The organism is Rhodovulum sulfidophilum DSM 1374 (genome assembly GCF_001633165.1).
In the GTDB taxonomy this organism is placed as follows: Bacteria; Pseudomonadota; Alphaproteobacteria; order Rhodobacterales; family Rhodobacteraceae; genus Rhodovulum; species Rhodovulum sulfidophilum.
Genome location: NZ_CP015418.1, coordinates 503,566 through 522,640 on the forward strand (window position 1 = coordinate 503,566; position 19,075 = coordinate 522,640).

Below are 19,075 nucleotides of genomic sequence, written 5' to 3' on the forward strand. Positions count from 1 at the left end.
CCCCTCACTCCCCGGCGCGTGCGAACGAACAAGGAGAGAACCGATGAAGCGCCTCGTCCATGCCCTCTGGGCCCTTCCCCTCGCCGCCCAGGCAGCCTCGGCCGATGTGATCGCATCGGACCCCGACAGCGTGCTGAAGGTGCTTCGCGACCAGGGACTCGCGGCCACGATGGAGACCGACGACCTGGGAGATCCCAAGATCGTCAGCCATCTGACCGGCGATTCGAACACCGAATTCGTCGTGCTGTTCTATGGCTGCACCGACAATGTCGACTGCAGTTCGATCCAGTTCTATGTCGCCTATGACATGAAGGATCCGGTGACCGCGCTGAAGATGAACCAGTGGAACCGGGAATGGCTGTTCACCAAGGCCACGCTTGACGACGAGGGCGATCCGGGGCTGGAAATGGACGTGATCCTGGCCGATCCCGGCATCGACAGGAAGCTGTTCAAGACCACGGTCGATATCTGGCAGCAATCGATCGACGCGTTCGAGGACTATATCGACTGGTAAGGCCCCGGGACGCGGTCAGAGCCGGTCCAGAAGCGCCCGCGTCGGCCAGGAATCGGCGGGAAAACCAAGCCGGATCTGTTCTTTCTGAACGGCTTCGCGGGTCTTCTCGCCGAGAATGCCGTCGATGCCGCCGACATCATGGCCGCGTCCCACCAGTTTCCGCTGCAGCGCCTTCATCTCGGCCCCCGCAAGCCCCGGATCGGGCGCGCGCGGATCGAAGATCGGGGCGCCCTCGAAGCGGGTCGCCAGATAGGCGGCGGTGGTGACGTAGACGAGGCTCTGGTTCCACTCGAAAAAGACCCGGAAATTCGGGTAGGCGAGGAAGGCCGGACCGTTCCGGCCCATCGGCAGCAAGACCGAGGCCCGCAGGTTGCCGGGGCCCAGATTGTCGCTGCGCGGCCGCACCCCCAGCCGCGCCCAGTCCGAGACGCGCTTGCCATGGTCGAGCCCGGTCTCGGCCCAGTCGAGATTGCCGGGAATGACGATTTCCTGCAGCCAGGGCTCGTTCGCGCGCCAGCCAAGCCCCTTCAGCATCCGCCCCGCCGACATCAGCGCATCGGGCGCCGAGGCCTTCAGCCGGACATGCCCGTCGCCATCGCCATCGACGCCGTTTTCCAGGATGTCGGCGGGCAGCATCTGGACCTGCCCGATCTCGCCCGCCCAGGCGCCGGTGGTTCTGGCCGGGTCGAAATCGCCGCGTTCGTAAAGGGTCAGGGCCGAGAAGATCTGCGGCCGGAACAGCTCGGGCCTGCGGCAGTCATGGGCCAGCGTCACCAGCGCGTCCCGCGTGTTGAAGTCCCCCTGCACCGCGCCGAAATCGGTCTCCAACGCCCAGAAGGCCAGCAACACGCCGCGCGAGACGCCGTATCTGCGCTCGATTTCATCGAACACGGCGCTGTAACGGCCGGCATTGCGCTGGCCGTTATCGAGCCGCGAGCGGCTGATCAGGCGGCGCGCGAAATCGATGAAATCCCGCTGGAACACCCCTTGCGCCCGGTCCGCCCGGATCACCGCCGGATCCTGCCGCACGCCCGCGAAGAAATTCCGCACCGCCCCTGCGTCATGGCCCCGACGCACCGCCTCGTCGCGCAGCCCGGCGACGAAACCGCCGAAATTCCCGCCGCAGGCCGCCAGGGCCCTGTCGGACACCCCGGAGGCGAGGGCCAGCGACAGCAGACAAAGGGCGGACAGGGACGGTGAGAGGCGCATGAAGGGCTCCGGACCATTTCAGACAAAACCGATTTGAGGCCGCCACCTTACCAAGCCCCGACCGGCAGGCAAGCTGGCTCAGGCGGCTTTCAGCCGGTCGCGCCCATGCGGCCCGGTCCAGTCGATCCGCGGGTTGATCGGGATGATCCGGTTCGGATTGATGGTGTCGTGGCTGTAATGGTAATGCCGCACGATATGGTCGAAATGCACGGTTTCGGCCACGCCCGGCCATTGATAGAGCTCGCGCGCATAGCCCCAGAGATTGGGCATGTCGATCAGCCGGTTGCGGTTGCACTTGAAGTGCAGGTGATAGACCGGATCGAAACGCAAAAGCGTGGTGAAGAGGCGCCAGTCGGCCTCGGTGACGCGTTCGCCCATCAGATAGCGCCGCGTCGAAAGCCGCTCTTCCAGCCAGTCGAGACTGTCGAACAGCGCCCGGACCGCCTCGTCATAGGCGTCCTGCGAGGTGGCGAACCCGGCCTTGTAGACGCCATTGTTGACGGTGTCGTAGACCCGCGCATTCACCGCCTCGATGCCCTCGCGCAGCTCTTCGGGCCAGTAATCGTCGCGATTGCCGGTGATCCCGTCAAAGGCCGAATTGAACATCCGGATGATCTCGGAGGATTCGTTCGACACGATGGTCTCGCGCTGCCTGTCCCACAGGACCGGCACCGTGACCCGGCCCGACACATCGGGCTTTGCCTTGATGTAGATGTCCCTCAGGAAGGGCAGGCCGTAAAGGCTGTCTCCGGTCGCGCCGGGAAAGTCGGTGGCAAAGCTCCAGCCGTCCTCCAGCATGTCGGGATGCACCACCGAGACGCCGATATGCGGCGCAAGTCCCTTGATGGCGCGGAAGATCAGCGCCCGGTGCGCCCAGGGGCAGGCATAGGAGACGTAAAGGTGATAGCGTCCGCTTTCGGCCTTGAACCCGCCCTCGCCCTCGGGGCCGGGCGCGCCATCCGCCGTGATCCAGTTGCGGAACCCCGCGGTCGAGCGGACGAAGCGGCCGCCATGGCTTTCGGTGTCGTACCAGCCGCTGTCCCAGCGACCATCGATCAGTTGTCCCATGATCTCCTCCATTTCTTTGACGGAAGAGATAGCGGAATGCGCGGCCCGGGCATCGCCTCTCTCCGCGCATCCCCCCTGCGTCACCGCACCGCTATTGCAGGTCGGCGAAGGCCTTCTGCAGCCGCTCGACCGCCTCGGAGATCCGTGCCCGCGGGGTGGCGATGTTGAAACGCAGGAAGCTTTCGCCGCCGGTACCGAAGCTGGCGCCGTGGTTGACCGCGATCTTCGCCTCCTTCTCGACCCGGCGGGTGAACTCGTCGGCGGCCATGCCGGTGCCCGAGAAATCGACCCAGGACAGGTAGGTTGCCTCGAGCGGCATCGAGCTTACCCCCGGGATCGCCGCGATCCCCTCGTCCAGCAGCTTGCGGTTGCCGTCGAGATAGCCCATCAGCGCGTCGATCCATTCGGCGCCCTCGGGCGAATAGGCGGCGGTCGCCATGATCATGCCGAAGGAATTGGCCGACATGCCCATGGCCGCGAAACGCGCCGCGAATTTCGTCCGGAGCGCCGGATCGTGGATGATGACATTGCCGTTATGGACGCCCGCGATGTTGAAGCTTTTCGTGGTGGCCGACAGGATCACCAGCCGGTCGCGGATACGGTCATCGACCAGATCCATGACGGTATGGCGCTGGCCCGGATAGACCAGATCGTGATGGATCTCGTCCGAGATCAGCACCAGATCGTGGCGCCGGGCGAAATCGGCGACGGCCTGCAGCTCTTCGCGGCTCCAGACCCGGCCGCCGGGATTATGCGGCGAGCAGAGGATCACGACCTTCTCGCGACCGGTCATCTGCGCATCATAGGCCGCGAAATCCATCTCGTAGCGGCCGTCGCGCTTGGCCAGCGGGCATTCCACCACCTCGCGGCCCGCGGCACGGATCACCCGGGCGAAGGCGTGATAGACCGGCGTGAACAGCACCACCCCGTCGCCCGGCGCGGTGAAGGCCTCGATGCAGAGCGCGGTTGCGTTCACAAGACCGTGCGTGGTGAAGATCGCGGCCGGGTCCACATCCCAGCCATGCCGGGACTTCATCCACCAGCCGATCGCCGCCTTGTAGGCGGCATCGTCGCCGAAATAGCCGTAGATGCCGTGATCGACCATCGATTGCAGCGCCTGCGAGACGCAGGCCGGCGGGCGGAAATCCATGTCCGCCACCCACATCGCCAGCCCTTCTTCGGGAGAGACGCCGTAGATCGGCTCCATCATGTCCCATTTCGAGGAATGGGTGCCGCGGCGGTCGATGATCTCGTCGAAATTCATGGGGCCTCTCCTGTCATGCGCGCGCCAAGCTAGCGTCTTGGCCGCCGGGTGCAAGACACGCCGCATTGCGCGGGCCCCCGGCTTCGCCTAAATCCATCGATCATGAGCATTCGACCGATCCTGATCCATCCCGACCCGCGCCTGAAAACGGTGGCTGATGCCGTGCCCGACATCTCGGACGCGCTGCAGAAGCTCGCCGAGGACATGCTGGAAACCATGTATGACGCGCCGGGCATCGGGCTCGCGGCGCCGCAGATCGGCGTGCTCTCGCGGCTGATCGTGATGGATTGCGCCAAGGACGAGGGCGCCCGGCCCCAGCCCTATGCGATGTTCAACCCCGAGGTGGTCTGGGCCTCGGATGACAAGAACATCCACGAGGAAGGCTGCCTGTCGATCCCCGAGACCTATGCCGAGGTCACCCGCCCCGCCGAGGTGATCGTGCGCTGGACCGACCCCTCGGGCGATCCCAAGGAAGACCGGTTCTCCGGGCTCTGGGCGACCTGCGTCCAGCACGAGATCGACCATCTCGACGGCAAGCTCTTCATCGACTACCTCAAGCCGCTGAAACGCCAGCTCATCACCCGCAAGATGGTCAAGCTGAAACGCGGACGGAGCCGATCGTGAGCGTGCTGCCGATCCTGCGCTGGCCCGATCCGCGCCTGGCCACCGCCTGCGCGCCGATAGGCCAGGTGACGCCAGAGATCGCGCGGCTGGCACAGGAAATGCTCGACACCATGTACGAGGCGCCGGGGCGCGGGCTGGCCGCGCCGCAGGTCGGCGTGCTGAAACGGCTGTTCGTGATGGATGTGAACGGCGCCGCCGGGCCGCGCAATCCGCGGATCTTCATCGACCCGGTGATCGAGGAGCGCGCCTCCGAAACCATGGTCGGCCCCGAGGGCTGCCTGTCGCTTCCCGGCATTGTCGCCGAAGTCCAGCGCGCGATCGAGATCACGCTGCGCTGGACCGATCTCGACGGCACCCGCCGGCGCGAGGTGCTGTCGGGCATCTCGGCGGTCTGCGCCCAGCACGAGATCGACCATCTCGACGGCATCGTCACCCTGAACCGGGTCGATGCCGGCCAGCGCAGCGAACTGGAAGCGGCCTACGGCGCATGATCCGGCCGATCCTGCCCTGGCCCGACCCGCGCCTCGCCACCCCGGCCGCGCCGGTCGAGGCCGTCACCGACGAGATCCGCGCGATCTGGGCCGACATGGTCGACACCATGGAGGCGATGCCCGGCCATGGCGTGGGCCTGGCCGCCAACCAGATCGGCGTGCTGCTGCGCCTGGCCGTGCTCGACTGCAACGAGACCCGCGGCGCGGCCGTAAGGCTGGCCAATCCCGAGATCGTGGCGGTCTCGGACGATCTGTCGGCCCATGACGAGGCCAGCCCCTGCCTGCCCGGGGTCGATGCCACCATCACCCGCCCCGCCCGGGTCACGCTGCGCTTCCTGAACGAGCAGGGCCAGCCCGAGACGCGCGAATTTTCCGGTCTCTGGGCGACCTCGGCCCAGCATCAGCTCGACCATCTTGCGGGCCGGATGTATTTCGACAATCTTTCAAAGCTGAAACGCGACCGCCTTCTGAAGAAGGCCCGGAAACTGGGGGCAGGCCGATGCGGGTGATCTTCATGGGAACCCCCGATTTCTCGGTGCCGGTGCTCGACGCGCTGGTCGCGGCAGGCCACGAGATCGCCTGCGTCTACACCCAGCCGCCGCGCCCCGCGGGCCGCGGCAGGAAGGACCGCCCGAGCCCGGTCCAGGCCCGCGCCGAAGAGCTGGGGCTGATGGTCCGCCACCCGAAATCGCTGCGCGCCGCGCCGGAACAGACGGCCTTCGCCGCGCTCGACCCCGATGTCGCCGTCGTGGTGGCCTACGGGCTGATCCTGCCGCGCGAGGTGCTCGAGGCGCCCTGCCGGGGCTGTCTCAACATCCATGCCTCGCTCTTGCCGCGCTGGCGCGGGGCGGCGCCCATTCACCGCGCGATCATGGCCGGCGATACCCAGACAGGCGTCTGCATCATGGAGATGGAGGAAGGGCTCGATACCGGGCCGGTGCTGATGCGCGAGACCACGGCCATCGGCCCCGAAGACACCACCGGCGCGCTCCATGACCGGCTGTCGACGATGGGCGCGCGGCTGGTCGTCGAGGCGCTCGAGCGGCTGCGCGATCTGCCCCGCGAACCGCAGCCCGCCGAGGGCGTGACCTATGCCGCCAAGATCGACAAGGCCGAGGCAAAGGTCGACTGGACCCGCCCCGCCCCTGAGGTCGCGCGCCATATCAACGGCCTCTCGCCCTTCCCCGGTGCCTGGTGCGATGTGGCGGGGGAAAGGCTGAAACTCCTGCGCGCCCGCGCAGTAGAGGCCCGCATGGTGGAGGACAGCGCCGCCCCCGGCACGGTTCTCGACGGGCTGACCATTGCCTGCGGCGAGGGCGCGGTCGAGATCCTAGAGGCCCAGCGCCAGGGCAAGCGCCCGATGAGCGCCGCCGAGATCCTGCGCGGCTTTCCCCTGCCCGAACGGCTGGACTGACCCCAACCCCGAAAGCCTTCCCGGCTCTGCCGGTGATGTTGTCCGACAATCGGCCCATGCCCCGGGGCGCAGGCCCCCGAACAAAACGCGAACAAGGCGCGGGGAAGGCGCCTCGTTCCGCATCCTGACGGCAGGATGGCCTCGCCCTGCCTCTGTCGGGCACCGCCTCCAACAACGTTCATGAATTCGCATCAAGAGCTTGACCATCACCGGGCCGCGTTCCCGATCATGCAGAGCCTGCCTTGGCAAGACGACACGACCGGCGCAGCCTTCAGGGCCTCGCCCCACAGGTGACAGCGCGACCGGGGGCGGTCTGCTGCGACTGGCGGACATCTCCCGGCCCGTGCCAGCCGCGTCAGAGCACCCGCGCACCGCCTTTGGAGATCGCGCCCCCAAGCTCCCGAGGCAGCGAAGCATCGGTGACCAACGTCAGGCCCGGCCGGAACGACGTCACAAGATCGCAATCGGTGCGACCGATCTTGCTTTGATCGGTCATCACCACCAACTCGTCGCTCTGGGCCATCATCGCGCGCTTGACGGCGGCAAAGCCCGGCACCGCCTCGGTGACGCCGTTGCAACTGACCGCCGAGGCCCCGATGAAGGCGCGCCCGACATGGAAGCGGCGCAGGAAGTCGACCGTGTCCGGGCCGATCACCGCCGCCTCGCGGGGCAGGAAATCGCCGGGGCACAGCCGCACGGTGGCGGCGTCGCTGCGGCCGAGAATCATCGCCACATTCAGGCTGTTTGTCAGCACCGTGACCGGCGTGCCGCCAAGCGACAGCCGCCGCGCCAGCTCCTGGGTCGTGGACCCGGCATCGAGCATGATGGTTGCTCCGGGCGGCACCAGCGTCGCGGCCTGCAGGGCGATCTCGGCGCGCTCCTGCTGGCGGTCGCGGCTGCGCGCGTCCACATCCGGGCGCTGCCCCGGCCCGACCGGAATGACGCCGCCGAAGGCTTTCGTGACCTGTCCCGTCGCCTGCAGCTCGGCCACGTCGCGCCGGATGGTCTCGGTCGCGACATGGAAATCCCGGGCCAGATCGCTGATCCGAAGATGCGATCTCAGCTTCAGTTCCATGAGAATTCTCTCATGTCGCTCCGCCTTGCGCAGACGGTGGCTCGGGGGAGGCATCGGCAGTCCTCTTGCAAGAAACGACATCCCGATCCTGCAACAAAAATATTGCAGTTACCACAAATTGATGCTGATCATGTGGCAGGTGCCACATTCCTCCGGAGGAGCGGAGGGATGATGCATATGGAGGAAAGCATGTTCGACACCACGTTCCGCGGCCTCGCCGCGGCATCCGCCATCGCCATGATCGCCGGAACGGCCCAGGCCCAGGACTGCCCGCATGGCGATCTCGATCCGATGTATTGCGACCGGGACGGCGACCTGGTCGCCGACGCGCCCGCCGAGGGGCTGCAGGATCCCGGCACGCTGGTCTTTGCCTATACGCCCGTCGAGGACCCGGCGATCTATGCCGATATCTGGGAGCCCTTCATCGAGCATCTCGAGGAGGCCACCGGCAAGGATGTCAGGTTCTTCGCCGTGCAGTCGAATTCGGCCGAGGTCGAGGCGATGCGCTCGGGGCGGCTGCATATCGCGGGCTTCTCGACCGGCCCCACGCCCTTTGCCGTCAACCTCGCGGGCGCCGTGCCCTTCGCGATCATGGGCTCGGACGAGGGCGAGTTCGGCTACGAGCTGCAGGTCTATACCCGCAAGGACAGCGGCATCGACAGCATGGAGGACCTTGCCGGCAAGCGCGTCGCGCATACCTCGCCGACCTCGAATTCGGGCAACCTGGCGCCCCGCGCGCTGTTTCCCAATCTCGGGGTGACGCCGGGCGAGGATTACGAGGTGGTCTATTCCGGCTCGCATGACCAGTCGATGCTGGGCGTCGTCGCCGGAGATTACGATGCCGCCCCGGTCGCCTCGGAAGTGGTCGACCGCATGGCCGAACGCGGGCTCTACGATCCAGAAGAGGTCAGGATCGTCTGGGAATCGAAACCCTTCCCGACCACATCCTTCACCTATGCCCATGATCTCGACCCGGCGCTGGTCGAGAAGATCCGGCAGGCCTTCTTCGATTTCGACTTCTCGGGGACCGCGCTGGGCGAGGAATTCTCGGGGGTCTCGAAATTCGTGCCGGTGACCTACCAGGAGGACTGGGCGGTGATCCGCGAGATCCAGGCCGCGAACGGGGTCCAATACACCCCCGAGGGCCTTGCCGCCGAATGAGGGCATCGCCCTCCGGGCGGGCCCGGGCGGCCCGCCTGCCATTTCCCGAACCCGGCCGTCCCGACGGAGCGCATGCATGCTGAAGATCACCGATCTCGTCAAACGATACGGCACCGGCGACCCGGTGCTGAAGGACCTCAACCTGACCATCGAGGGCGAGACCGTCGTCTCGGTGATCGGGTCCTCCGGCGCGGGCAAGAGCACGCTTCTGCGCTGTATCAACAAGCTGGTCGCACCGACCTCGGGCAGCATCGTGCTGAACGGCACCGAGCTGACCGGGCTGACCGGCCGCCAGCTGCGCGAGGCGCGGCGCAAGATCGGCATGGTGTTCCAGGGCTTCAACCTCGTCGACCGGCTGACGGTGATGGAGAATGTGCAGTCGGGGCGCCTGGGCTATCTCTCGACCTGGGCGGCGCTGACCCGGCGCTACCCGCGCGAGGAAATCCGCCATGCCTATGAACTGATGGAACGGGTCGGCATCGCCCATTACGCCGACAAGCGCGCCGACGAGCTGTCGGGCGGCGAGCGCCAGCGCGTCGGCGTCGTGCGCGCGCTGATGCAGCGCCCCGAGATCCTGCTGGCCGACGAGCCGACCGCCTCGCTCGACCCCAAGACCTCGGAACAGATCATGCAGCTGCTGCGCGACCTTGCGGGCGAACTGAAACTGCCGGTGCTGATCAATATCCACAATGTCAACGAGGCCAGGCTCTATACCGACCGGATCGTCGGCATGCGCTATGGCCGCATCATCTTCGACAGCGTGCCGGGCGACCTGACCGACGCGGCGATGGACGAGATCTATTCCGGCATCCCGTCACAGGACCGGGCGCAGGACCGGGCCGCGGATGCCGCCGCGGCCCCGAGGCTTGCCACATGAGCGCGCCCGCCGGTCCCGCCGCCCTGCCCGACCGCTGGTCGAAGCCCAGGATGATCCGCAACCCGGTGCTGCGATGGGCGCTGTGGCTGGTGGTCGCCGCCTATATCGTCGGCACCATCGCCACGCTGCCGATCGACTGGACCCGCGTCTCCGAGGGCTTCAGCCGCGCCGCACGGATCTTCGGCGGCTCGATACCGCCCAATTTCGAGCGCAGCGGGCTGCTGGTCGACGGCTTTCTCGAAAGCCTCAAGATCGCGGTCCTGGCCTCCTTCGGCGGGGTCCTGATCTCGGTTCCCGCCGCCTTCATGGCCGCGCGCAACATCGCCCCGCTGCCGGTCTTCTATCTCGGCCGCGCGCTGATCATCGTGGCGCGCAGCTTTCATCCGGTGATCGTGGCCATCCTCTTCGTCAAGGCGGTGGGCTTCGGGCCGCTGGCGGGCGTGCTGACGCTGATCGTCTATTCCATCGGCTTCGTCGCCAAGATGCTGGCCGAACGGATCGAGGAGATCGACTTCGGCCAGGTCGAGGCGCTGCGCGCCACCGGGGCGCCCTATCTGTCGGTGCTGTTCTACGCCATCTTCCCGCAGATCCTGCCGCGGCTGATCGGGCTGTCGATCTACCAGCTCGACAGCAACCTGCGCGCCTCGGCCATGATCGGCATCGTCGGCGCGGGCGGCATCGGCGCGACGCTGGCCAATGCCTTCGGACGCTACGACTACGATTTCGCCCTCGCCATCACCATCGTCATCGTCGGCGCGATCCTCGTCAGCGAGGCGATCAGCGGACAGATCAGGAAGCGGATATGACCGAGCAGGACCTGACGACCCGGCCCGCGCCGCTGCGCGAGGCCTTCCCGGAGGACTGGCACCGCTACACGCCGCGCCAGCAGATGGCACGCTATCTCGGCCTGCTCTTCGCCGCGCTGGTGATCGGCTGGTCCATCACCTCGATCGACGTGATCTGGGAATGGGTCTGGGATGCGCCGGTGCAGATGGCCGATCTCTTCGGCCGCATGGTGCCGCCCGATACCACCAATCTCGGCACCATTCTGCTTGTGCTGTGGGAGACGGTGAACATCGCCACCATCGCCACGCTGTTTGCGGTGCTGATTTCGCTGCCGGTGGCCTGGCTTGCGGCGCAGAACACCACGCCGAACCGCGCCACGCTGTGGCTCGGCCGGATCATCCTGGTGTCGTCGCGCTCGATCAACACCATCATCTGGGCGCTGCTCTTCGTCGCGATCTTCGGCCCGGGCATCGTGGCGGGCATCGCCGCGATCATGCTGCGGTCGGTCGGCTTCGTCGGCAAGCTTCTGGGCGAGGCGATCGAAGAGATCGACCCCCGTCCGGTCGAGGCGCTGCAGGCCACCGGCGCCTCGCGCACCAAGGTGATCCTCTATGCCATCGTGCCCCAGGTCATGCCCACCTTCTGGGCGGTGGCGATCCTGCGCTGGGACATCAACCTGCGCGAATCCACCGTGCTGGGCCTGGTCGGCGCGGGCGGCATCGGCCTCATCCTGCAATCGGCCATCGACACCTTCAAATGGCAGGAGGCGGCGACGGTGCTGCTGTGCATCCTCGGGCTGGTCCTCCTGGGCGAGATCGTCTCGGCCTGGCTGCGGCGGCGCATCCTGTGAGGCTGGGCGCGGAGGTCCTGCTGCCCGACGCAGCTGAGGCGGGCAGTCGCGATGCGGCCTGGGCCTTCGCCGCCTATCAGGCGATCCGGCCGCGGCTGCCCGACGCGCAGGCAGGCGGGGCCGCACGAGAGGTCGCCTCGCTCTCGGAGGCGGCCGAGGATGTCGACCTGGTCCTGCTCGATGCCTATGGCGTTCTGAATGTGGGCGAGACCCCGATCCCCGGCGCCGCCGCCCGGATCTCGGCGCTCCGCGCCGCGGGCAAACGCGTCGCGGTGGTCTCGAATTCGGCCGGCTATCCCAAGCGCCACATGATGGCCCGCTGGCAGCGGCTCGGCTTCGATTTCTCGGTCGCCGAAGTCACCTCCAGCCGCGAGGCGATGCTGGAGACCCTCGCGGGCGACACGCGACACTGGGGCATCATGCTGGACGACGCGCACGGCAGCGAGGATCTCGGAGATCTCAGGGTCAGCTTTCTCGGCGACGATCCCGGGACCTATGCCCGGGTCGACGGCTTCCTGCTGATCGGTGCCTCGGGCTGGAACGAGGCGCGCCAGAGCCTTCTGGCACAAGCCCTTGCCGCCCGGCCGCGGCCGGTCTTCTGCGGCAATCCCGATCTGGTGGCCCCGCGCGAGGCCGGGCTGTCGCTGGAACCGGGCTACTGGGCGCACCGGCTGGCCGATGCCACGGGACAGGCGCCGGCCTTCTGCGGCAAGCCCTTCCCGTCGGTCTTCGACCTGGCCCGCCTGCGCGCCGGAGCGGGCATTCCGCCAAACCGGGTGCTGATGGTGGGGGACACGCTGCATACCGATATCCTCGGCGCCCAGGCGCTTGGCTATCGCAGCGCTCTGGTGACGGGTCATGGCGCGCTGAAATCCCTGTCATGCCAGTCCTGCTGTCGCGAGGCGGGCATCCATCCGGATTTCGTGATGACGTCGATCTGAGACCACGACGGCGCGCGGTATCCGGCAACCGCCCCGACCCGTCGGATGTTCGCGGCGTCTTCGCGGTCATGACGGGCTTTCGGGAAAGGGCAATGACGATGCGCCGGATGGCCCAATGCGGCCTTCCGGTCTTCGCGACGCATCCGGCAACGGTCCTGAGAGCCGATTGCGTGGCGCGGAGACCGGAGGTGGCGCGATCTTCATCTGTCGCAGCGCCCGGCGGCACTGGCGGCCATTGCGCGGTCTTTCGCAAGCCACCAACCGGCGCAAGGGCGTCGGGCTGCGGCCGGAACGGCGGGCCGGGTCCGGGGCAGCACAGCTTTCAGGAAACGGACCCGCGACGAAAATTCGGCGCCAAAATCCGGGGCCGTGAAAACGATGGAAAGCCTGCCTCGGGGAAGGCAAACCGCACGGGAAAGTCGTGAAAAGACGACAGCCGCCGTCGGATCAGGATCGTCTTAGGCGGCCTCAAGGACCGGAGCCTGGGCGCGGCAGGATGCGACCGGCATCATGACAGCCTCGGTTCGAAAACGCCGGCGTTTTCCGGCGCAGCGCCCCGAAACGCGCGCTCTGCCGAACCGCTCTGGCAAAACCCCTGCGCGCGCCCCATATTCGGGCCATGGGCATTGTCTTTCTTCTCATCGTCGGGGCTGCGGCCGGTTTCCTTGCCACCCGGATCATGCGGGTCGAGGCCGATATCCTGACGACCGTCGCGCTCGGCGTGTTCGGCGCATTGATCGGCGGGCTGCTGATCCGCATCCTGCTGACCATCACCGGCGCGCTGGCCGGTCTTGTCGGCGCGGTGCTGGGCGCGATGGCCCTGATCTGGGCCTACCAGACCTATATCGGCCGGCGCTGAGGCTCAGAGGCTCGCTTCGACCCGGAACCCCTCGGGGATGTCGTCCCGGCCCTCCAGCACCAGAGCGGCCATCAGCTCGCCCACCTTCGGCGCCAGCCCGATCCCGATCTTGAAGCCGCCATTGGCCACGAAATGCCCCGGCCGTCCGGGCCAGCCGCCCAGCATCGGCGCGATGGTCCTGGCGCGCGGCCGCACCCCGGCCCAGCGCTCGATCACCTCGGCACCCGCCAGCGCCGGACAGACCGCCCGCGCCCGGTCGATCACCGCGTCGAGCCGGGCATCGGTGCTGTAGGGATCGTCGAACTCGCGCTCGGAGGTCGAGCCGACGGCGACCGTGCCATCGGCATGGGGCACGATCAGCACGCCCTCGGCATAGACCTGCGGCACCGCGCCCGCGTCATGCGCGAGGATCGCCGCCTGCCCCTTGACGCCGCTGCCGACCTGATGCCCGAGATCGGCCGACAGCTCGGCCAGCCCCGGGTAGCCGGTGGCCCAGATCACCCGCCCCTCAAGCGGGCCCTCGGCGCCGCAGGAAACCTCGCCGCCCTGCGCGCGGACGGCCTCGGCCAGCGCCGCGCAGGCCTCCCGGGGCGCGATCCGGGCCGAGAGCGTGTCATGGACCAGCCAGCCGGAGGGCGTCTCGGGCACCAGTCCCCGGGCCTCGTCGGCGCGGATCACCTGCCAGCTTGCCTGCCCCTGCCAGAGCGTCCCGGCCTCGAGCGCACGGTCGCGGGCGCGGGCCAGCGCCTTTTCACCGGCGATCGGCTGATAGCGCCCGACCCGGCCATAGCCGGTGCTGTGGCCGCTTTCGGCCTCGACCTCCGCCCAGAACGCCGCCGAGGCGATCAGGCTTTCGAACTGGAACTGCTTCTTGGGGTTCCACTGCTCGGGCACATGCGGGCTGAGCGCGCCGACCGGCGTGCCGCTGGCCCCCGCCCCGGGATGCGACCATTCGACGACGCGCACCCTTGCGCCGCGCCGCGCGCAGGCATAGGCCGAAGAGAGCCCGAAAACCCCTGCCCCCATCACAGTTACGTCGACCCGTGCCATCCGTTCCGCCCTCTTGCCCCGAAGAATCCGCCAGCGGTCTAGGCGATCCGCGGCCCCGTGACCAGCGCGCCGGGATCGACTGGCGCGAGGACGGGGTGCCGGTCTCGACCCGGTTCGACGATCCCTATTTCTCGATCGCCGACGGGCTGGCCGAGACCCGCCATGTCTTTCTTGATGGCAATGGCCTGCCCGGCCGCTTTGCCCCGGGCTTTCACATCGCCGAGCTGGGCTTCGGCACCGGGCTGAACCTGCTGGCGGCGCTGATCGCCTGGCGCGGGGCGGGGGGGAAAGGCCCGTTGCGCTTTACCAGTTTCGAGGCCTTCCCGATGAGCGCCGAGGCCATGGACCGCGCGCTGTCGGCCTTTCCCGAGGCCCGCGCCGTGGCCGACCCGCTGATCGCCGCCTGGGCGCAGGGCGCGCGCCGGATCGAGACCGACGGGCTCATCGCCGAGATCGTCGAGGGCGATGCGCGCGAGACCCTGCCCGCCTGGGACGGCCGGGCCGATGCCTGGTTTCTCGACGGCTTCTCGCCCGCCAAGAACCCCGAGCTCTGGTCGCCCGAGCTGATGGCCGAGGTTGCCCGCCATACCGCCCCCGGCGGCACCGCCGCCACCTATACCGCGGCCGGCTTCGTCCGCCGCGGTCTGGCCGAGGCGGGCTTCGAGGTGACCCGCCAGCCCGGCTTCGGCCGCAAGCGCCACATGAGCGTGGCCCGCCTGCCATGACCCGACCCCGATGACCCAGCAGAACACCCGGCTCGGCATCCTGCTGATGATCGCCACGACCTTCGTCTTCTCGGCGCAGGACGTGCTCTCGCGGCATCTGGCGGATCACTACAACATCCCGATGGTGGTGATGATCCGCTACTGGTTCTTCGCCGCCTTCGTGATGGTGCTGGCGCGGCGCAACGCGGGCAGCCTGTCGGCGGCGGCGCGCACCCGGATGCCGGTGCTGCAGGCGCTGCGCGGGCTGGTGCTGGTGGCCGAGATCTGGGTGATGATCGCGGCCTTCACCCATCTCGGCCTGATCGAGAGCCATTCGGTCTTTGCCTCCTACCCGCTGATGATCGCGGCGCTGTCCGGGCCGGTCCTGGGCGAGAAGGTCGGCTGGCGGCGCTGGTGCGCGATCGGCGTCGGCTTCGCAGGCGTTCTGGTGATCCTCGCGCCGGGACTGCGGGTGTTCTCGCCGCTGGCGCTGATCCCGCTGGCGGCCGCGACGCTGTTCGCCATCTACGGGCTTCTCACCCGCTATGTCGCCCGCGAGGACAGTGCCGCGACCAGTTTCTTCTGGACCGGCACCACCGGCGCCGTCGCCGCCACCCTCGCCGGGGTCTGGAGCTGGGAGCCGATGACCGGCCCCGACTGGGGCTTCATGGCCGGGCTCTGCATCTCGGGCGCGCTGGGGCATTTCCTTCTGATCAAGACCTATGAAGTGGCCGAAGCGAGCGCGGTGCAGCCCTTCGCCTATCTGCAGCTCGTCTTCGCCTCTGCCTTCGGGCTGGCGGTCTTCCACGAAACACTGCGCGCCAATGTCGTGGCAGGCGGGGCCATCGTGGTGGCGGCGGGACTGTTCACCGCCTGGCGCGAGAGGGTGCGGGCAAGGCGGGCGGCCGGATCCGGGCCGTCCTGAGCTCCGGGTCGGGGGCGCCCATAAGAGGCCCCGGACCAAGCATCCAGCCGGCCCGATCCCCGGCCGATCAACGAGGGGGACCTACCGCGAACGACGGCAAGCCCTTGAGGCCACTGTCCCGGGACCTGAACCCAAAGGCGCGCCCGGCCCGGGCGCGCGAGCACTTGCAGGCTCTCGCGTTGCAAGGCACAGGGCCGGGCAGGCGAGGCCAAGGGCTGGGCGGGCAGGACCGAAAGCACAGCCGGGGCACCTCAGCCGGCCGACGCGGCCCCGCCCCCGAAGACCGGCACTCAGTTCGACTTCAGCTCTTTCGAGAGGCTGAGCGCCCCGGTCCTGCCCGCCAGCCTCGCCCGGTAGATCGGCAGCGATTCCGTGACCCGCATCACGTAATTCCGGGTCTCGGTGAAGGGGATCAGCTCGATCCAGTCGATCACGTCCACCCCGGCCGCGCGCGGATCTCCCTGTTCGGCGATCCAGCGATGCGCCCGGCTGGGGCCGGCATTATAGGCCGCGGCGACCAGCACCGGATTGGGCCCGAACTCCTCGACCAGATGCGACAGATAGGCCGCACCGAGACGCGCGTTATAGGCCGGATCGGCGGTCAGGGCAGAGCTGGAATAGCGCACCGACAATTCGTCGGCCATCGCCTTGGCGGTGGTCGGCATCAGCTGCATCAGCCCCAGAGCCCCCGCCCCGCTGGCCACGCTCGGGTCGAACTCGCTTTCGCGGCGCACGATCGACAGCACCAGCTCGGTCGGGACCGGATGGCGGCTGCGGGCGATCCCGGTGACCGGGAAATAGGCCTCGACCATGACATTGCCGGTCGCGGCCGCGGTCTTGGCGATGCGCAGCGCGATATGGTGGTCGTTCAGTTCCAGCGCCAGCCCGGCCAGCGCGCGCTGCCCGGCCGGATCGACGCTTTCGGCCAGATGGGTCAGGAACATCTCGACGAGGTTCTGCTCGTCCGCCTCATGCAGCAGCAGGGCCGCCGCGATCACCGAGCTGCGGGCAAAGGGCTGGGCGCGCCAGTCGGGGTAATAGTCTTTCCCGGTCAGCGAGGGGTCCATGGCAATGCCGCCGCGCTCGGCCGACAGAAGCCCGTAGAAACTGGTCTGGAACTGCGCCCCCATCGCATAGGCGGCGCGGGCCTCCTGCGGATGGCCCATCGCCTCGAGCGCGCGGCCTTCCCAATACCCTGCCCGGCCAAGGCTGATCGGGGTCCTGACCGCCGCCTCGAAGGCGCGGAAATGTTTCAGCGCGGTCTCGGGCCGGTCGAGGAAGCGCAGCGCGATGAAGCCCGACAGCCATTCCAGCTCGGCATAGCTTGCCCCGGCGCGCAGGTGGTGGCGGGCGGCGAGGCGATAGGCGAGCTTCGGGTCGCCCTCGCGCAGCACCTGATGGGCATAGTACCGCCGCCACCCGGCCCAGCGCGCGGGACGGCCGAGGCTTTCGGCAGATCCGCTGCGCGCGTCCAGAAGCGCGATCGCATCCTCGCCCCGGCCCTTGCGGGTGCGCCACATGAAACGCTCATAGGCCAGCCCCGGATCGTCGCTCAGCGAGGCGGGCACCGCCGCGATAAGGGCATCGACGCCGGGGGTCTGGTTGCGCAGCGCGATCCGCGCCGCGGCAAGCTTCTGCCAGCCCTCGGGCACGAGGCTCAGCATCCGACCGGCCGAAATGTCATGCCCGTCCCAGAGCAGCGCATCGAGCCGGGCGGTGTGATGGCCCGCAAGCGCACGGCCGTAGCGTGCCAGAAACGCCGATTGCACCGGCTCGGCAAGCGGCAGCCTGCGCCAGGCCGATACCGCAACCGCCTCGGCCTTGCCCCTGCGGCCCAGCGCGGCCTCGGCCTCGGCCAACCGCAGCGCGCCCTCGCCGGTCACCGGATCGCGGGACCCGAAAAAGGCCACGATGGCGGTCGGATCGTCGCTGGCCGCGATGACGCCCTCTGCCTCGCTCCGGACCTTGCCAAGCCCCGGCCAGTCGGGATTGCGGGCCAGAAAGGCGCGGTACTCCTCAAGGCGGCCTTCGCCCGCCCGAAGCCGCCGCCACTCGACGATGTCGAGCGCGACCTGACCGGCCGGGCGCGCAAGCTGACGGGCCTCGGCCCAGCGGTCGGCGCGCACCGCGACCATGGCCTTGGCCAGCGCGCTTTGATCGGCCGCGCACACGGGAGAGGCGAGCGAAATCAGGAAGGCAAGGATCAGGACGCGCATGTCGGAACGGGATCGGCAGGGAAAGAGGGGCAAAGTCTCACGCGGTGCTCCATGCAGGCGATTCACAAACTTGGCAACGGCCCGCCGGCGCTATAGGGTCCGGCGCGCTGCGCGGGCGCGCGACTCGCGCCCCGATGAAACACACAAGTGATGAGGAGCGTGTCATGATACAAGGGTCCCTTCCAGCCCTGGTGACGCCGTTCAAGGACGGCGCGGTGGATTTCGACACGCTCAAGCGTCTGGTCGAGTGGCAGCTGGCCGAAGGCAGCCACGGTTTCGTGCCGGTCGGCACCACCGGCGAAAGCCCGACGCTCAGCCATGCCGAACATGAGGCCGTGATCGAGGCGGTGGTGAAGACCGTCGATGGCCGGGTGCCGGTGGTCGCGGGCGCGGGCTCGAACAACACCGCCGAGGCGGTGCGCTTCATGCAATATGCCGAAGAGGTCGGGGCCGATGCCGCGCTGGTGGTCACGCCCTATTACAACAAGCCGACCCAGGCCGGCATGATCCGGCATTTCACCGAGCTGCATGACTGCTGCACCCTGCCGATCATCATCTACAACATCCCCGGCCGCTCGGTCGTCGACATGACCCCCGAGACCATGGGCGAACTGGCCAAGCTGCCGCGCATCGTCGGCGTCAAGGACGCGACCGGCGATCTGGCGCGGGTGCCGAAACAGCGGATCACCTGCGGCCCCGATTTCCTGCAGCTTTCGGGCGAGGACGGCACCGCGCTGGGCTTCAACGCCCATGGCGGGCGGGGCTGCATCTCGGTCACCGCGAATGTGGCGCCCCGGCTCTGCGCCGAGTTCCAGGAGGCGACGCTTGCGGGCGACTACGCAAAGGCGCTGGAGTTGCAGGACCGGCTGATGCCGCTGCATATCGCGATCTTCCTCGAACCCGGCGTGTCCGCGGCGAAATACGCGCTGTCCCGGCTGGGCAAGTGCAGCGACGAGGTCCGCTCGCCGCTGGTCGGGCTGACCCAGGGCACCAAGGACCGGATCGACGCCGCCCTGCGGCATGCCGGCCTGCTGAACTGAGCGGGCC

At 68.2% G+C, this 19,075-nt stretch carries 20 protein-coding genes; 14 read left to right on the forward strand and 6 right to left on the reverse strand.

Annotation, left to right across the window (positions count from 1 at the left end):
• The first annotated feature begins 43 nt into the window (after positions 1-43).
• The gene (locus A6W98_RS02520) at positions 44-514 is read left to right on the forward strand and encodes a YbjN domain-containing protein (RefSeq protein WP_042457470.1); all 471 of its coding nucleotides are present in this window, start codon (positions 44-46) and stop codon (positions 512-514) included.
• A gap of 15 nt (positions 515-529) precedes the next feature.
• On the opposite strand, the gene A6W98_RS02525 is transcribed toward A6W98_RS02520, so the two are convergent.
• From A6W98_RS02525 to A6W98_RS02535, 3 genes are all read right to left on the reverse strand, one after another.
• A complete protein-coding gene (locus tag A6W98_RS02525; RefSeq protein ID WP_042457473.1) occupies positions 530-1,723 on the reverse strand; it encodes a lytic murein transglycosylase in 1,194 nt (397 codons plus the stop codon).
• A 78-nt stretch (positions 1,724-1,801) separates the two neighbouring features.
• Positions 1,802-2,791, reverse strand: a complete 990-nt coding sequence (locus tag A6W98_RS02530; RefSeq protein WP_042464428.1) for a glutathione S-transferase family protein — start codon at positions 2,789-2,791, stop codon at positions 1,802-1,804.
• 91 nt (positions 2,792-2,882) lie between these two features.
• Positions 2,883-4,055 (reverse strand): MalY/PatB family protein, encoded by a 1,173-nt coding sequence (locus A6W98_RS02535; RefSeq protein ID WP_042457476.1) that lies wholly within the window; start codon positions 4,053-4,055, stop codon positions 2,883-2,885.
• A 102-nt stretch (positions 4,056-4,157) separates the two neighbouring features.
• Between A6W98_RS02535 and def (A6W98_RS02540) the strand changes: the two genes are divergently transcribed.
• From def (A6W98_RS02540) to fmt, 4 genes are read left to right on the forward strand one after another with little or no spacing between them, the layout of a single operon-like run.
• Positions 4,158-4,679, forward strand: a complete 522-nt coding sequence (def, locus tag A6W98_RS02540; protein WP_042457478.1) for a peptide deformylase — start codon at positions 4,158-4,160, stop codon at positions 4,677-4,679.
• Positions 4,676-5,170, forward strand: a complete 495-nt coding sequence (gene def / locus A6W98_RS02545; RefSeq protein WP_042457481.1) for a peptide deformylase — start codon at positions 4,676-4,678, stop codon at positions 5,168-5,170. Before def (A6W98_RS02540) ends, def (A6W98_RS02545) begins: the two co-directional genes overlap by 4 nt.
• Positions 5,167-5,679: a peptide deformylase gene (gene def / locus A6W98_RS02550; RefSeq protein ID WP_042457484.1), complete on the forward strand. Its 513-nt coding sequence runs from the start codon at positions 5,167-5,169 to the stop codon at positions 5,677-5,679. The genes def (A6W98_RS02545) and def (A6W98_RS02550) overlap by 4 nt, the downstream gene beginning before the upstream one ends.
• Entirely contained in the window at positions 5,670-6,584 is a 915-nt protein-coding gene (gene fmt / locus A6W98_RS02555; RefSeq protein ID WP_042457489.1) for a methionyl-tRNA formyltransferase, read from the forward strand. The genes def (A6W98_RS02550) and fmt overlap by 10 nt, the downstream gene beginning before the upstream one ends.
• Positions 6,585-6,939: 355 nt before the next feature.
• Here the strand turns inward: fmt and A6W98_RS02560 are convergent, their stop codons facing one another.
• Positions 6,940-7,740 carry a DeoR/GlpR family DNA-binding transcription regulator gene (locus A6W98_RS02560; RefSeq protein ID WP_331250186.1) on the reverse strand — a complete coding sequence of 267 codons (801 nt, stop codon included), beginning with the start codon at positions 7,738-7,740 and terminating at the stop codon, positions 6,940-6,942.
• Between the two features lie 108 nt (positions 7,741-7,848).
• Between A6W98_RS02560 and phnD the strand changes: the two genes are divergently transcribed.
• From phnD to A6W98_RS02590, 6 genes are all read left to right on the forward strand, one after another.
• Positions 7,849-8,820 carry a phosphate/phosphite/phosphonate ABC transporter substrate-binding protein gene (phnD, locus tag A6W98_RS02565; protein ID WP_155734699.1) on the forward strand — a complete coding sequence of 324 codons (972 nt, stop codon included), beginning with the start codon at positions 7,849-7,851 and terminating at the stop codon, positions 8,818-8,820.
• A gap of 76 nt (positions 8,821-8,896) precedes the next feature.
• Positions 8,897-9,697, forward strand: coding sequence for a phosphonate ABC transporter ATP-binding protein (gene phnC / locus A6W98_RS02570; RefSeq protein ID WP_042457498.1), 801 nt, complete (start codon positions 8,897-8,899; stop codon positions 9,695-9,697).
• The gene (phnE, locus tag A6W98_RS02575) at positions 9,694-10,503 is read left to right on the forward strand and encodes a phosphonate ABC transporter, permease protein PhnE (RefSeq protein WP_042457502.1); all 810 of its coding nucleotides are present in this window, start codon (positions 9,694-9,696) and stop codon (positions 10,501-10,503) included. The genes phnC and phnE (A6W98_RS02575) overlap by 4 nt, the downstream gene beginning before the upstream one ends.
• A complete protein-coding gene (gene phnE, locus A6W98_RS02580) occupies positions 10,500-11,333 on the forward strand; it encodes a phosphonate ABC transporter, permease protein PhnE (RefSeq protein ID WP_042457504.1) in 834 nt (277 codons plus the stop codon). Before phnE (A6W98_RS02575) ends, phnE (A6W98_RS02580) begins: the two co-directional genes overlap by 4 nt.
• Positions 11,330-12,274: an HAD-IIA family hydrolase gene (locus A6W98_RS02585; RefSeq protein ID WP_231098354.1), complete on the forward strand. Its 945-nt coding sequence runs from the start codon at positions 11,330-11,332 to the stop codon at positions 12,272-12,274. The genes phnE (A6W98_RS02580) and A6W98_RS02585 overlap by 4 nt, the downstream gene beginning before the upstream one ends.
• A 619-nt stretch (positions 12,275-12,893) precedes the next feature.
• On the forward strand, positions 12,894-13,133 hold the full coding sequence (locus A6W98_RS02590; RefSeq protein WP_042457507.1) for a GlsB/YeaQ/YmgE family stress response membrane protein: 240 nt from the start codon (positions 12,894-12,896) through the stop codon (positions 13,131-13,133).
• A 3-nt stretch (positions 13,134-13,136) separates the two neighbouring features.
• Here the strand turns inward: A6W98_RS02590 and A6W98_RS02595 are convergent, their stop codons facing one another.
• Positions 13,137-14,183 (reverse strand): NAD(P)/FAD-dependent oxidoreductase, encoded by a 1,047-nt coding sequence (locus A6W98_RS02595; protein WP_042457511.1) that lies wholly within the window; start codon positions 14,181-14,183, stop codon positions 13,137-13,139.
• 74 nt (positions 14,184-14,257) lie between these two features.
• Here A6W98_RS02595 and mnmC2 point away from each other — a divergent pair, with 74 nt between their 5' ends.
• Positions 14,258-14,908, forward strand: coding sequence for a tRNA (5-methylaminomethyl-2-thiouridine)(34)-methyltransferase MnmC2 (gene mnmC2 / locus A6W98_RS02600; RefSeq protein ID WP_042464432.1), 651 nt, complete (start codon positions 14,258-14,260; stop codon positions 14,906-14,908).
• Between the two features lie 10 nt (positions 14,909-14,918).
• Positions 14,919-15,812, forward strand: a complete 894-nt coding sequence (locus A6W98_RS02605) for a DMT family transporter (RefSeq protein WP_042457514.1) — start codon at positions 14,919-14,921, stop codon at positions 15,810-15,812.
• Between the two features lie 290 nt (positions 15,813-16,102).
• Here the strand turns inward: A6W98_RS02605 and A6W98_RS02610 are convergent, their stop codons facing one another.
• Entirely contained in the window at positions 16,103-18,028 is a 1,926-nt protein-coding gene (locus tag A6W98_RS02610) for a lytic transglycosylase domain-containing protein (RefSeq protein WP_042457517.1), read from the reverse strand.
• Positions 18,029-18,192: 164 nt separating this feature from the next.
• Here A6W98_RS02610 and dapA point away from each other — a divergent pair, with 164 nt between their 5' ends.
• Positions 18,193-19,068: a 4-hydroxy-tetrahydrodipicolinate synthase gene (dapA, locus tag A6W98_RS02615; RefSeq protein WP_042457521.1), complete on the forward strand. Its 876-nt coding sequence runs from the start codon at positions 18,193-18,195 to the stop codon at positions 19,066-19,068.
• The last annotated feature ends 7 nt before the right edge of the window (positions 19,069-19,075 follow it).

Bases quoted from the DNA above. Each gene is read 5' to 3' on its own strand.
- phnD (WP_155734699.1), top strand. From the start codon at position 7,849: ATGTTCGACACCACGTTCCGCGGCCTCGCCGCGGCATCCGCCATCGCC.
- A6W98_RS02605 (WP_042457514.1), top strand. From the start codon at position 14,919: ATGACCCAGCAGAACACCCGGCTCGGCATCCTGCTGATGATCGCCACG.
- A6W98_RS02590 (WP_042457507.1), top strand. From the start codon at position 12,894: ATGGGCATTGTCTTTCTTCTCATCGTCGGGGCTGCGGCCGGTTTCCTT.
- A6W98_RS02595 (WP_042457511.1), bottom strand. From the start codon at position 14,183: ATGGCACGGGTCGACGTAACTGTGATGGGGGCAGGGGTTTTCGGGCTC.
- A6W98_RS02530 (WP_042464428.1), bottom strand. From the start codon at position 2,791: ATGGGACAACTGATCGATGGTCGCTGGGACAGCGGCTGGTACGACACC.
- fmt (WP_042457489.1), top strand. From the start codon at position 5,670: ATGCGGGTGATCTTCATGGGAACCCCCGATTTCTCGGTGCCGGTGCTC.
- A6W98_RS02560 (WP_331250186.1), bottom strand. From the start codon at position 7,740: ATGTCGTTTCTTGCAAGAGGACTGCCGATGCCTCCCCCGAGCCACCGT.
- A6W98_RS02525 (WP_042457473.1), bottom strand. From the start codon at position 1,723: ATGCGCCTCTCACCGTCCCTGTCCGCCCTTTGTCTGCTGTCGCTGGCC.
- phnC (WP_042457498.1), top strand. From the start codon at position 8,897: ATGCTGAAGATCACCGATCTCGTCAAACGATACGGCACCGGCGACCCG.
- phnE (WP_042457502.1), top strand. From the start codon at position 9,694: ATGAGCGCGCCCGCCGGTCCCGCCGCCCTGCCCGACCGCTGGTCGAAG.
- phnE (WP_042457504.1), top strand. From the start codon at position 10,500: ATGACCGAGCAGGACCTGACGACCCGGCCCGCGCCGCTGCGCGAGGCC.
- A6W98_RS02535 (WP_042457476.1), bottom strand. From the start codon at position 4,055: ATGAATTTCGACGAGATCATCGACCGCCGCGGCACCCATTCCTCGAAA.
- def (WP_042457478.1), top strand. From the start codon at position 4,158: ATGAGCATTCGACCGATCCTGATCCATCCCGACCCGCGCCTGAAAACG.
- A6W98_RS02610 (WP_042457517.1), bottom strand. From the start codon at position 18,028: ATGCGCGTCCTGATCCTTGCCTTCCTGATTTCGCTCGCCTCTCCCGTG.
- dapA (WP_042457521.1), top strand. From the start codon at position 18,193: ATGATACAAGGGTCCCTTCCAGCCCTGGTGACGCCGTTCAAGGACGGC.
- def (WP_042457484.1), top strand. From the start codon at position 5,167: ATGATCCGGCCGATCCTGCCCTGGCCCGACCCGCGCCTCGCCACCCCG.
- A6W98_RS02520 (WP_042457470.1), top strand. From the start codon at position 44: ATGAAGCGCCTCGTCCATGCCCTCTGGGCCCTTCCCCTCGCCGCCCAG.